The organism is Corynebacterium stercoris (assembly GCF_024160105.1).
In the GTDB taxonomy this organism is placed as follows: domain Bacteria; phylum Actinomycetota; class Actinomycetes; order Mycobacteriales; family Mycobacteriaceae; genus Corynebacterium; species Corynebacterium stercoris.
On sequence record NZ_JAMFTQ010000002.1, the window covers coordinates 165,383 to 177,619 of the forward strand.

The window sequence follows — 12,237 nt, forward strand, 5'->3', positions numbered from 1 at the left end:
CCTTCCCCGCCTCTCTGTGCGGAATTTAAAGGTGGTTAGACTCCTGCCAGCGTAACACTTCGACCCGGGCTCCCGGAGCAGTCTGTAGCGTGGCCGGTTATGGGCCTTAACACCTCGCACATCGTCCCCGCCGACCGCGGCACCGTCTGGGAATGGCATTCCCGCCCGGGCGCCGTCGTCCGACTCACACCCGGCTTCCTGCCGATGGAACCTGTCGAGCAGGCGCAGTCCCTGCGCGGCGGCACCACGGTATTTTCCCTGCCGGCAGGCATGACGTGGGTGGCGCAGCATCAGGTTGACGGCTACGTTCCGGGCGAGCAGTTCGTCGACGAGGCCGTGAACCAGCCAATCAAGGCCGCGACCCAGTGGCGCCACACGCACCGCTTCGAGGACGCCACGCTTCCCGACGGCTCTCCCGCTACCCGCATCACTGACACCGTCGAGTCGACTATTCCCGAGCGCGACCTGCGCGCCGCCTGGGCCTACCGCCAGCACCAGCTCGTCGAGGACATCCAGTTCCTGCAGTCCCTCCCCGAGACAAACCCGCTGGTGATCGCCATGACGGGCGCGTCCGGACTCGTCGGCACGCACTTGAAAGCCCAGCTCACCACTGCGGGCCATGAAGTGATCGGCCTGACCCGCGGCGAGCCCGGCCCCGGCGAGCGCCACTGGGACCCGGATAACCCCGCCGCGGACCTGCTCGAGGGCGTCGACGCGGTGGCCCACATCGCGGGCGAATCCATCATGGGCCGCTGGACCGAGGAGAAGAAACGCAAGATCCGCGATTCCCGCGTCGGCCCCACCCGCAAGCTCGCCGAGGTCGCGGCTGCATGCGGCGTAGCGACGTTCGTTTCCGCCTCCGCCGTCGGCTATTACGGCACCGACGCGGGCGGCCGCCCGCACGTGGAAGAGGACGGCCCGGGCGAGGGCTTCCTCGCTGAGGTGTGCCGCGACTGGGAAGCTGATTCCCAGGTACAAGGCCTGCGCGTGGTGAACATCCGCACCGGCCTCGCGCTCTCCAGTGCCGGCGGCCTGCTGCCGGTGCTCAAGGCATCCGTGTCCGCGGGCCTCGGTGCCCGTTTCGGCGACGGCGACTTCTGGATGTCCTGGGTCGCCCTCGACGACCTCACCGACATCTACACTCGCGCGCTGCTCGATGATTCCGTGCGCGGCCCCGTAAACGCCACCGCGCCGAACCCGGTAACCAACAAGGAGATGTCGGCAACCCTGGCCGGCATGCTCAACCGCCCCGACTTCCTCCCCATCTCGGAATTCGGCCCCAAACTGCTCTTGGGCAAAGAGGGCGGCGAGGAGCTCGCGCTCGCCGACCAACGCGTCGTGCCCGCCCGCGCCGAGGCCGCCGGCTGGCGCTTCCGCTACCCCACCCTCGAGGCGGCCCTCGCCCACGAGCTGGGCAAGGAAGCGCTCCTCGGCGCGTAAGCTCGGGTGCCGTGACTAAGGATTCAGTAGTTCCCGTGACGGCCGAGGCCGTCGCCGCCATCTTCAAGGAGGAGGACCTCCAGCACCGCGTCGACGGCCAGATGGTGCGCTCCGGCTTCGTCAACACCGCGCTGGTTGTGGCCATCGACGGCCCCACCCTTGTCTTCGAGGCAGTGTGGCGCGGCGCGTTCCCGCAGGAGATGGCCTCCCACCTCCTTTTCGCCGTCAACGAGCACAACCAGACGCATTTCGCCCCCACCCTGCGCATGTTCGAGTCGGAGGACGGCACCCTCGCCGCCTCCGCGATCCGCACCATGAACATCGCCGAGGGCGCGTCCTTCAACCAGCTCGGCGCGTTCATCGTCAACTCGATCGACGCCACCCTCCAGACATTCGATTTCCTGGAGACCAGCTTCCCCACTCTCGTGACCTGGGAGGACCCGCACGATGACCACTAGCCTTGTCACCATCGACCGCGTCATCTCCGCCATGCGCGACATGGGCATCGAGCTTGCCGACGATCGCTCCGGGCGCGCCGCCCACGCCAACATCAACGATTTCCAGGTGCTCTTCGTCCTGCTGGACACGGTGCTCATCGTGCGTGCCGACGCCGCCACCGACACCCCCGCGAATTCCACCGACGCCGTGCTCTATTTGGCGGCGAACCAGGTGAACTCCACCTACCTCGATGCCCGCGCGATCGTGGTCAACCGCGGCGAGACGCTCGTCATCCGCACTGAGGCGGATATCAGCGTCCCCGCTGGACTGAGCGACCAGCAACTCACCAGCGCCCTGCGCGCCGCCGTCGACGGCGTCCTCGCCTGCCAAGACGCCATGGTCGCCCTCAGCGAAGACATGGAGGAGCTGCGCTAAGCCCCCGGTTAACGCTTGAGTTCCTCGCTGAGCTCGTCCAGCTCCCCGCCGCCCGCCATCTCGCGGGTCAGTTCGTCGAGCGTGACCTCCGCGCGCGGCGCGTCGAGCTCTTGGTGGCCCAGCTTCAGAATGGTGAAGTGGTCGCCCACCAGGTAAGCGTGGTGCGGGTTGTGGGTGACGAACACGACGGCCACCCCGCGATCCCGCGCCGAGGCGATGAACCGGAGCACCATGCCCGACTGCTTCACGCCGAGCGCCGCCGTCGGCTCGTCCAGGATCACCACCCGCGCGCCGAAGTACACCGCGCGCGCAATCGCGACAACTTGGCGCTGACCGCCTGAGAGCTTGCCCGCCTCCACATCCACGTCCGGGATGTCGATGCCCATCTGCAGCAGCTGCTCCGCGCAGATCCGCTTCATCTCTTCGCGCTTCAGCGTCCCCAACGCTCCGGTGAGCTCGTTGCCCAAAAAGAAATTGCGCCACACGCTGAGCTCGTCGACGATCGCGAGCGTCTGGTACACCGTCGCAATGCCGGCGTCGATCGCGTCGCGCGGCGACGAGAAGGCGGTGGGAGCTCCGTCGATAAGCATCTGCCCCGACGTCGGCGCGTGGAGCCCCGCGAGGATCTTGATCAGCGTCGATTTGCCTGCGCCGTTATCGCCGAGCACGCACGTGACCTCGCCCTCGCGGATGCGTAAGTTCACGCCGCGCAGGGCATCGAAGCTGCCGTAGGACTTGGTGATGTCGCGCAGTGCAATGATGGCCATGGGGTTACCTCCGCTTCGTGAGGTTGGCGAAGGAGGTGTTGGTGAACACCGCGAACAGCAGCATCGCGCCGAGGAAGAACTTGAACCAGTCCGGGTTCCAGCCCGCGTACACGATGCCTTGGTTGGTCATGCCGAAGATGAGCGCGCCGATCGCGGTGCCTACCGCCGTGCCGCGCCCACCCGTCATCGCGCAGCCGCCGATCACGGCCGCGATGATGTAGAGGAACTCGTTGCCCACGCCCTGGCCGGCTTGGATGGAGTCGAAGGCGAAGAGCGTGTGCATGCCGACGAACCACGCCGCGAACCCGACCGTCATGAACAAAGCGATCTTGACTTTGCCCACCGGCACGCCGACCGCGCGCGCCGCGTCCTCGTCGCCGCCGACCGCCGTGATCCAGTTGCCGTACTTGGTGCGGAACAGCACGAACGAGGCGACGGCCACGAAGGCGAGCCACCACAGGATCAGCACGCTGATGCGCACCCCGCCGATAGTGAACGTCCCGGCAAACACCGCCCGTGCGGAGGGGAAGCCCTCCATGTCCGCAATCGTCGGGGTTGCCACCTGGCCGGTCACCAGTTTGGTCACCGCCAGGTTCAGCCCCTGCAGCATGAGGAACGCCGCGAGCGTGATCAGGAAGCTGTCGATGCCTGTGCGCGACACCAGCACGCCGTTGAGCGCCCCGATCGCCAGAGAAATCCCCAGCGCGAGGAACGCGCCCACCCACGAGTTGAGGTGCAGGTTGTAGTTGAGCATCGTCGCAGCCAGCGCGGCCGTCGTCACCGCCACGCCCGCGGATAGGTCGAACTCGCCGCCCACCATGAGCAACCCCACTGCCAGCGCCACGATGCCGAGCGTCGAGCTGGCGTACAGGATCGTCGCCATCGCGTCGAAGGAGCGGAACGCCGGCGCGACCGCCATAAACAGTGCGAAGATGACCAGGAAGCCGAGCAGGCTCGCGAGCTCCGGCCGGCGGATCAGGGCCGCAAACCCCTTGCGGGTGCGCAATCTGTCGTCGGCACTCATCGCATACCCGCCTTGGCGGCTTCCGCGATCTGCTCCACGTTCTGCTTATCGACGAAACTCGGCCCCGTGTACACCGGCTGCCCGCCGCCCAGCGTGCCGCCGTTGCGCTTAGCAATCCACAGCGAATCGATTGCCAGGTAGCCCTGCAGGTACGGCTGCTGGTCAACGGCCCATGCAACGCGGCCGTCCCGGATAGCGTCGACAAGCTCAGCGTTCGTGTCGAAGGTGACAACCTGCGCCTGCGCGCCGGCCTCCTTCACGGACTCCGTCGCGCGAATCGCCACCGGGGCCTGCAGAGCGAAGACCGTGTCGAAGCTCGGGTCTTGGCGCAGCTTCGACGTGATCGTCGACTGCGCCGCAGTCAGGTCCTGGCCGTTGACGTACAGCAGCTCGACCGTGCCACCGAGACCCTTGCCGACGCCCGCGCAGCGCGCCTCCTGCGAAGAATTGCCCTGCTCGTGGATCACGCACAGCGTCTTGGTCTTGCCCTCCTCCTTCAGGCGTTCACCCGCCGCGGTGCCCGCGACTGTCTCGTCCTGCCCGAAGAAGCCGCTCAGGCCGTACGTCTGGTACTCGCTCATGCCTGCGTTGAGCCCGACCGTCGGGATGCCCTTGGCAGCCGCGTCGCGCGCAGCCGGGCCGATCGCCTCCGCGTTTGGCAGCGTCACCGCGATGCCGTCGACGCCGGCATCGATGGCCGAGCGCACGAGGTTCGCCTGGTTCGGCGCCTGCGGGTCAGAGGAGTACCGCAGCTCAATGTTGTCCTTCTTCGCCGCGTCCTCCGCGCCCTTGCGCACGAGGTCCCAGTAGGTGTCGCCTGGTGCCCCGTGCGTCACCATCGCCACGACGTAACGCGGGGTGTCCACCCCACCCGCCGTCCCGCCCGCGGCGTCGCGCGGCGGCGCGCCACCCGTCGACGAGCACGCGGCGGTGAGCATGACTGCAGCTGCCACAACAGCAGCGCGAACGGCGCGAGTGATTTTCAACACTCATCGAGTGTGCCCCACCCGCGCGCGGGCAACCGCATCCGCCCGCCTCTGTACCGATTCAGTGCCGCCTCGGCGCGAGGCCTTGGCGCGAGGGGGTTAGCGCACGCCCGTCAGGCGCCAGTTCGGCGCCCCCGTGCTGTCCTCTTCAAAAACGAGCGTCTGGTTCGGCGCGAGCTCGAGGAGGCCGCCCACGCCGTTATCGCCCCCGCACATCTCCACCTTCGTGCGGCTGAGCTCCTCTTTCACCAGCGCGCCCTTCTCGCTCTCCCAAACGAACCAGTTCGAGCCCTCCGCGGTGTCCTCGTAGCCTTTGAATACCTCGCGCCCGAAAAGATCCGCCGCGCGGAAGCCGATATACGGGCATACGATCGCGATCTTCGTCGCGTTCGGTACGAGGTCACTGACGACGATTTCGGCGGAGCCGCTTGCGTCGTCAAGCGTGCGCTCAAGTCTCGGAAGGTTATCGAGCGCTCCGCAGCCAGCGAGCGCGAGCACCGCGGCGAGAGTGCCGGCCGCGAGGCCGCGAGTTGGGGATGTCATACCCCGGAATCTTAGACCAAATCTGGCTTAGGCTTGAGGTGAATGTACGCGAAGGAGGACTACATCATGGGACGTTTCGATGGCAGAGTTGCGCTGGTGACGGGTGGTGCCGGCGGCATCGGCAGGGCCACTGCACAGTTGCTTGCCGACGAAGGAGCCCACGTCGTCATCGCCGACCTCAACCTCGAAGCGGCCGAGGCCGCGGCCGCCGAAATCGGCAACGCCGCGGCGGTCGAACTCGATGCCTCCAGCCGCGAAAGCAACGAGGCCGCCGTGCGCTTCGCGGTGGACACCTTCGGCGCGCTGCACCTGGCGTTCAACAACGCCGGCATGGGCGACAACAAGATTCCGCTCGCGGACAAGGAGCTCGACTTCTGGGACAAGCTCGTCGGTCTGAACCTGCACGGTGTCGCCTACGGCTGCCACTACGAGCTGAAACAGTTCCTTTCGCAGGACGACGGCGTGAACTGCGCCATCGTCAACATGAGCTCCATCCACGGCACTGTCGCCCGCAAGGGCGGCCTCGATGCTTACACCGCCGCCAAACACGGCGTGATTGGCCTGACCAAAGCGCTCGGTGCCGATTACGCCGAGCACGGCATCCGCGTTAACTCCGTCGGTCCCGGCTATATCCGCACGCACATGTTCGACCGCTACACCCCCGAGCAGCAGCAACACCTCGCCGATCTCCACCCCATCGGCCGCTTGGGCAAGCCCGAGGATGTCGCCGCCCTCGTAGCATTCTTGCTTTCCGACGACGCATCCTTCATCACCGGCTCCCACCACCTCGTCGACGGCGGGTACACGGCGGTGTAGTGGCGCTGGGGCGCGCGCCGGGTTTGGAGACTTTGCGACGAGGGCTCGCGGCGAGGGGTATGGGGGCTCGTGGCGTGGGGGCTCGTGGCCCAGATTCCGCCGTGCGGAAGAGCCTCTAGTTCAGCTTGATGGTTTTCCGCGGGGCGGAACTAGGAGCGGCGCCTCAAGCAACCCCGTATCGCGGAAACCCTCAACGTGTCCTTCACTATTGTCCGCGCGGCGGAAGACACTCATCCTCTCCTTGAGAGTCTTCCGCTCGGCGGAACACTGTCAACCTCAACTCGATGGTTTTCCGCGGTGCGGAACCAGGAGCGCCAACACCTGGGGCTCCGCCTCGCGGAACACTATCGACCGCTCCTTCACTGTTGTCCGCGCGTCCTTCACCGTTGTCCGCTCTGCGGAAGACCCTCAACCTCCACTGAACGGTTTTCCGCACGGCGGACAACGACGCTGATCCCGAACGTCGACAAGCACCCCCAAGCAGAGTGAGAAAGCTCACAGAATCACTCACTAGAACACGTGTTCTAGCGGTGGGTTGGGGTGCAGGAGGCGGGGTTTACACTCACCCCCAACATGCACAACACACCAGGAGAAACCCACCATGACCACCACAAACACCCACCCCGAGGCGGACCTAGCCACCGCTGAAGGACTCGAACACGCCCACCTCGTAGCCGAGGCGATTAGAACCCATCACACCCTGACCAACACCGCCAGGGCCGATCTGCTCGACTGCATCGCCGAGTTCGACGAACTCGAACTCGCTGGCCTGTTCGGCGCGACCAGCACCGGCAACTGGCTCACCCGCGAACTACGCTTCGCTTCCTCCACCGCCTACGAATACGTCCACGTCGCGACGTGGCTGCGCCGCTTCCCGAAACTCGCCCACGCACTACGCCACGGCCTAGTGGACTACAGCGCCGTGCGTTTCCTGATCAAATACATCACTCATGACACCGAAGACCACCTCGTCACCCTCGCGGAAGACTTGTGCTTCGCAGAGCTGAAAAAAGCACTCGCCGGGTGCGAACCCAACGACGAACACACAACCGACCCCGACGAGCCCTACTTGAACCTTCATGAGCGTGCCGACGGCATGCTCAAAGGCCACTTCTTCCTCCCACCCGTCATCGGGGCACTGCTGCAATCCGCACTCAAAATCGCAGAACTCGCCGCTGGCGGCCAACACCAACCCGACCCCGCACAACTCCACACCCTCATCACCGACCTCACTGGCGGCGTGATCGACCACACCACCGGCGACACGGACATGCTCGACCCGGATGCCGGCTACAGCGAAGACGACCACCCCTTCGACACCAACGAAGAGGACACCGAGGATGCGCGCGGCGACCACAACGACCACGAAGAGGACACCGAGGATGCGCACGACGACCCAGCGGCGTGGGCGGGCCTCGAGTTCTCCTTCGACGACGCCTTCGACGACACAGATGCTGACGTCGATATGGACACCCCGGTTGAGGTGCACCCCGGTGTGATGCTCACCCCACCACGCAAAGACACGACACTGACCACAGAGAAGATCCTGCGCCTGCCGTCGCGCTTCGGCCCGCCCCAAACGCAGAACCTCTACAAAGCGTTCGTCACCATGATCAACATCGTGCGCGCCCAACCCATCACCACCACCCGCGCACCCGGGGCAGACGTGAGCATCATCGTCACCGAAGACGGCCGCGCCTGGATGCCCCAAAACCCCCAAACCCCCAACACCGCCCTGATCGGCTACGTCCACAACGCCGAAGCACGAGTACACCTACTCAGCACCTCCGGTGTCACCCTGCACTACGGCAGACGCCGCCGCACAGCCTCCGATGCCCAGATCAAAGCTCTGCTCGAAGTGTGGGGCAACCAATGCGCCATGCCCGGCTGCACCCACGCACGCTTCATCGAAATCCACCACATCCACCAATGGGCCAACGGGGGCTTAACCGACATCGACAACCTCATCCCCCTGTGCTCAGCATGCCACTCACTCGTCAGCCACGGCACAGCCCACATCACCCCACAAGGCCCAGACCTGAAATTCCGCTTCCACAACGGCACCACCTACCTCTCACCAAACCGCACACTCCCACAAATCACCGCATAGAAAGCGCGAACCCCGGAAGCGACTTGGTCTCTAAGCCAGAAACCGGGCCGCTGCCGGGGAGCGAGAAAGCGAGGTAAAGATCGCCGGTACAGAAACTACGACTGCGCCAAACGTGCCAGCTCTACGTCGGGATCGAAATCCGGCGCGGGCCACTCGTTGCCGAGGGACTTGAGAGCGTCGTAAAGCAACGTCTTAACCACGGTGCGGCAGTACTTCTTGTTGTCGGACGGGATGCAGTACCACGGCGCGACATCGGTGGACGTCCGCGTCATGGCGATCTGGTACGCCGCCATGTACTGGGACCACAGCTTGCGGTCGTCGATGTCGCCGGGGTTGTACTTCCAGTGCTTCTTCGGGTTCGTGATGCGCTTGCGCAAATTCTCGGCCTGGTAATCGCGCGAAATGTGCGGCATAACCTTGATGATCTTTGTGCCGCGCGCAGCGAGCTCAGTTTCGAAGTCGACGATCGCGCCGTAGCGGCGCTCAATCTCCTCCGGCGGGGCCATCTGCTTCACGCGCTGTACCAGCACGTCCTCGTAGTGCGAACGGTCGAACACCGCGATCTGGCCAGGCTTGGGCAGGTGCGGCTCGAAACGCCACAGGAAGTCGTGCGCGGCCTCCTCCTCAGTCGGACGGCCGAAGGCCTTGACGTGCACGCCCTGCAGGTCCATGGTCTCGCCGATCACGTGGCGGACAATGCCGCCCTTGCCGGACGTGTCCATCCCCTGCAGCACCAGCAGCACCGACCCGGCCTGCTCGTTGTCGGCACGGCCGTTGGCGTAGAGCATCTCCTGGAGCTCGTCGAGGTCGTCGTCATACACGTGGAACGCCTTGTCCACGTCGTCGCTGCCGACGAGACCCGGGGTCGCTTTCGGGTCCACGTCGTCGAGCTGGAAGTTCGGCCCGACGCGCAGCTCCTGCGCCTCCGAAACGGACACCTTAGGCATGCGCGTCCTCCGCATTCTCCGATTCCACGGCAAACTCGGGTTCCGGGCTTTCGCTTGCCGACGGCGCGTCCTCACTGCCGTCGCCAAGCGTCGGCTCCGGCTCCACGCCGGGAGCGTCTGGGGACTGCGCCTGCACGATGCCGTCGAGCACGGCGTGGATGTACGGCGGCGCCTGGTTGCCGGAGTACTCGGTGGCCATCTCGAGGGCGTTCGCGATGGCGATGGCGGCGGGGACCTCCTCGTTGAAGAGGATCTCCCAGGTGGCCACGCGCAGGATCTGGCGGTCGACGGCGGGCAGACGGTGCAGCTCCCAGTCGCGGTTGAGAAACTGCTCGAGCGCGTCATCGAGGTCATCGAGCTTCTCGGCGGCGCCGCACACGATGTCGCGGGTGTACGCGGCGATCGGTGCGACGGCATTCTGCGGGTCGGCGGAAAGCTGCTCGCGGTCTTCGAGGATGGAGACTGGATCGATGTCGCGGGTCTCGGCTTCGAAGAGGATGTCTACTGCACGGCGCCGTGCGCGGTAGCGGGCGCCGTGACGCTTGTAGTCAGGCATCGCGGACGCTTAGTTGTTCACGCGGGAGAGGTACTCGCCCGTGCGGGTGTCAACCTTGACCACGTTGCCGGTCTCCAGGAACAGCGGCACCTGGATCTCGGCGCCGGTTTCCAGGGTGGCCGGCTTGGTGCCGCCGGTGGAGCGGTCGCCCTGCAGGCCCGGCTCGGTGTGGTCGATGCGCAGGTCGACGGAGATCGGCAGTTCGCCGAAGAGCGCCTCGCCCTCGTGGAAGGAGACCTGGACGCGCATGTTCTCCAGAAGGAAGCGGCCGGCGTCGCCGAAAGCCTCCGGGGAGAGCTCGTACTGCTCGAAGGTCTTGTCGTCCATGACGACGAAGTTGGTGCCGTCGTTGTACAGGTAGGTCATGTCGCGGCGGTCAACCGTCGCGGTCTCAACCTTCACGCCGGCGTTCCAGGTCTTGTCCACGGTCTTGCCGGTGACGACGTCCTTGAGCTTGGTGCGCACGAATGCGGGGCCCTTGCCCGGCTTGACGTGCTGGAACTCAATGATCTGCTGCAGCTTGCCGTCGACCTTCAGCACCAGGCCGTTCTTGAAATCTGCGGTGGTTGCCACGGTGTTTTCCCTTCCCTTAGTGGACAGCGACCAAACACAGCAATGCTACAGCACGATCAATTCCTTGGGGTATTGGGTGATGATGCGCGGCGCACCCGCGGTGATAATCAACGTGTCCTCGATGCGCACGCCGCCCTTGCCCGGCATGTAGATGCCGGGTTCGATGGTGAGCGTCATGTTCTCCCGCAGCGTGCCGGTACCGTGGACAGACGCGCTCGGCGCCTCGTGGACGTCGAGCCCCACGCCGTGGCCGGTGGAGTGCACGAAGTACTCGCCGAAGCCGGCCTCGGTGATCACGTTGCGGCAGGCGGCGTCGACATCCACCAGGGACGTGCCCACTACCGACGCCTTCACACCGGCGAGCTGGGCTGCGAGCGTCACCTCGTAGATCTCGCGGAGAAAGTCGCTCGGCTCCCCGATCGCGAAGGTGCGGGTCATGTCGGAGTTGAAGCCGAGGCGGTGCATGCCGAAGTCGATGGTTACCAAGTCGCCGTCGGCAAGCTCGCGGTCCCCGGCGGCGTAGTGCGGCATCGCGGAGTTCGGGCCGGAGGCGACGATGGTGTCGAAGCTTGGGCGCTCCGCGCCGAGCGTGCGCATGCGGAATTCGAGGTCCGCGGCAATCTCGCGTTCGGTGCGGCCGGCGCGGATGCCGCCGTCGTCGATAAGCTCGCGCAGCGCCTGGGTGGCAAGTTCGGCGGCTTCGGTGAGGCGGGTGAGCTCGAGGTTGTCTTTGGTGATGCGGATGTCTTCGATCACCCCGGTGACAGGCACGAGGGTGACGCCCTCCGGGCACGCCTCCTCGAGCTTCTTCAGCTGGGCGACGGAGACGTAATCTGCCTCGAAGCCCACGCGGCGGCCCTCCTTCACCTCCGCCAGCAGCTCGGGAGCGAGGTGGCGGCCGATGTGCGCCGGGATGTCCGGCACCTGGTGTGCGATCTGGGTGGTGTAGCGTCCGTCGGTGGCAATGGCCGCACTGCGGTCTTTGGAAACCAGCAGAGCGGCGTTGGAGCCTGTGAAGCCGGAGAGGTAGCGCACGTGGGTGACGCGGGTGACCAGCATGTCGTCCACACGCTTCGCGGCGAGTTCGGAAGCGAGTTTCCGGCGGCGGTCTTCAAAGCGGGTATCGGCAAGTCCCATGGTGTCCTCCTGACTGCTAAGGCAATTGCTGCGTGCGGGCGATGTGGTCCAAGGCTAGCCGGTAGCCGTCCACGCCGAGGCCGGCGATCACCCCGCGGGCGATCGGCGACAGGTACGAGTGCTGGCGGAACGGCTCGCGCGCGTGCACGTTCGAGATATGCACCTCGATGAATCCGGCGCCGTCGGCGACCTCGGCGAGCGCGTCGCGCAGCGCCACGGACGTGTGCGTGAACCCGCCGGGGTTGATGATCACGGGCCAGCCGTTATCCGCCGCCTCGTGCACCCACTCGATCAGCTCGCCTTCGTGATTCGACTGCCTGCACACCACCTTCACGCCCAGCTCCTCGGCGCGTGAGAGCATTTGCTTCTCGACGTCTGCGAGCGTCGTGGCGCCGTAGATTTCCGGCTGGCGCTTGCCGAGGCGATTCAGGTTGGGACCGTTGAGCACGAGAATGGTCATGGCGT

14 protein-coding genes are annotated in these 12,237 nt (G+C 65.7%); 5 read left to right on the top strand and 9 right to left on the bottom strand.

Annotated elements, in window-relative coordinates; genetic code table 11:
• The first annotated feature begins 99 nt into the window (after positions 1 to 99).
• Genes M5J20_RS02925 through M5J20_RS02935 form a run of 3 tightly spaced genes read left to right on the top strand, consistent with a single transcriptional unit; the run spans position 100 to position 2,313 of the window.
• Positions 100 to 1,440 (top strand): TIGR01777 family oxidoreductase, encoded by a 1,341-nt coding sequence (locus tag M5J20_RS02925; RefSeq protein ID WP_253576163.1) that lies wholly within the window; start codon positions 100 to 102, stop codon positions 1,438 to 1,440.
• Between the two features lie 11 nt (positions 1,441 to 1,451).
• Positions 1,452 to 1,898 carry a type III secretion system chaperone family protein gene (locus M5J20_RS02930; RefSeq protein WP_253576164.1) on the top strand — a complete coding sequence of 149 codons (447 nt, stop codon included), beginning with the start codon at positions 1,452 to 1,454 and terminating at the stop codon, positions 1,896 to 1,898.
• On the top strand, positions 1,888 to 2,313 hold the full coding sequence (locus M5J20_RS02935) for a YbjN domain-containing protein (RefSeq protein WP_253576165.1): 426 nt from the start codon (positions 1,888 to 1,890) through the stop codon (positions 2,311 to 2,313). Before M5J20_RS02930 ends, M5J20_RS02935 begins: the two co-directional genes overlap by 11 nt.
• A gap of 8 nt (positions 2,314 to 2,321) precedes the next feature.
• On the opposite strand, the gene M5J20_RS02940 is transcribed toward M5J20_RS02935, so the two are convergent.
• The 4 genes from M5J20_RS02940 to M5J20_RS02955 all read right to left on the bottom strand — a co-directional run bounded on the left by M5J20_RS02940 (position 2,322) and on the right by M5J20_RS02955 (position 5,633).
• Entirely contained in the window at positions 2,322 to 3,080 is a 759-nt protein-coding gene (locus tag M5J20_RS02940) for an ATP-binding cassette domain-containing protein (RefSeq protein ID WP_253576166.1), read from the bottom strand.
• Between the two features lie 4 nt (positions 3,081 to 3,084).
• Positions 3,085 to 4,104 (bottom strand): ABC transporter permease, encoded by a 1,020-nt coding sequence (locus M5J20_RS02945; protein WP_253576167.1) that lies wholly within the window; start codon positions 4,102 to 4,104, stop codon positions 3,085 to 3,087.
• Positions 4,101 to 5,042 (bottom strand): substrate-binding domain-containing protein, encoded by a 942-nt coding sequence (locus tag M5J20_RS02950; protein ID WP_256478053.1) that lies wholly within the window; start codon positions 5,040 to 5,042, stop codon positions 4,101 to 4,103. Before M5J20_RS02950 ends, M5J20_RS02945 begins: the two co-directional genes overlap by 4 nt.
• Before the next feature lie 147 nt (positions 5,043 to 5,189).
• Positions 5,190 to 5,633 carry a hypothetical protein gene (locus M5J20_RS02955; protein WP_253576170.1) on the bottom strand — a complete coding sequence of 148 codons (444 nt, stop codon included), beginning with the start codon at positions 5,631 to 5,633 and terminating at the stop codon, positions 5,190 to 5,192.
• A gap of 42 nt (positions 5,634 to 5,675) precedes the next feature.
• On the opposite strand from M5J20_RS02955, the gene M5J20_RS02960 reads away from it, so the two are divergent.
• Together M5J20_RS02960 and M5J20_RS02965 are read left to right on the top strand one after the other, a co-directional pair.
• Positions 5,676 to 6,449 (top strand): SDR family NAD(P)-dependent oxidoreductase, encoded by a 774-nt coding sequence (locus M5J20_RS02960; RefSeq protein WP_253576172.1) that lies wholly within the window; start codon positions 5,676 to 5,678, stop codon positions 6,447 to 6,449.
• 601 nt (positions 6,450 to 7,050) lie between these two features.
• Positions 7,051 to 8,559: an HNH endonuclease signature motif containing protein gene (locus M5J20_RS02965; protein ID WP_253576174.1), complete on the top strand. Its 1,509-nt coding sequence runs from the start codon at positions 7,051 to 7,053 to the stop codon at positions 8,557 to 8,559.
• Between the two features lie 95 nt (positions 8,560 to 8,654).
• Here the strand turns inward: M5J20_RS02965 and M5J20_RS02970 are convergent, their stop codons facing one another.
• The 5 genes from M5J20_RS02970 to aroQ are packed head-to-tail and all read right to left on the bottom strand — an operon-like array spanning position 8,655 to position 12,232.
• A complete protein-coding gene (locus M5J20_RS02970; RefSeq protein WP_253576176.1) occupies positions 8,655 to 9,506 on the bottom strand; it encodes a PPK2 family polyphosphate kinase in 852 nt (283 codons plus the stop codon).
• Positions 9,499 to 10,062, bottom strand: coding sequence for a transcription antitermination factor NusB (gene nusB, locus M5J20_RS02975; RefSeq protein WP_253576178.1), 564 nt, complete (start codon positions 10,060 to 10,062; stop codon positions 9,499 to 9,501). Before nusB ends, M5J20_RS02970 begins: the two co-directional genes overlap by 8 nt.
• Positions 10,063 to 10,071: 9 nt before the next feature.
• Positions 10,072 to 10,635, bottom strand: a complete 564-nt coding sequence (gene efp, locus M5J20_RS02980; RefSeq protein WP_253576179.1) for an elongation factor P — start codon at positions 10,633 to 10,635, stop codon at positions 10,072 to 10,074.
• Positions 10,636 to 10,680: 45 nt separating this feature from the next.
• Positions 10,681 to 11,772 carry a M24 family metallopeptidase gene (locus M5J20_RS02985; RefSeq protein ID WP_253576181.1) on the bottom strand — a complete coding sequence of 364 codons (1,092 nt, stop codon included), beginning with the start codon at positions 11,770 to 11,772 and terminating at the stop codon, positions 10,681 to 10,683.
• Positions 11,773 to 11,788: 16 nt separating this feature from the next.
• Complete coding sequence (aroQ, locus tag M5J20_RS02990; RefSeq protein WP_253576183.1) at positions 11,789 to 12,232, bottom strand: type II 3-dehydroquinate dehydratase; 444 nt, start codon at positions 12,230 to 12,232, stop codon at positions 11,789 to 11,791.
• Positions 12,233 to 12,237: the final 5 nt, after the last annotated feature.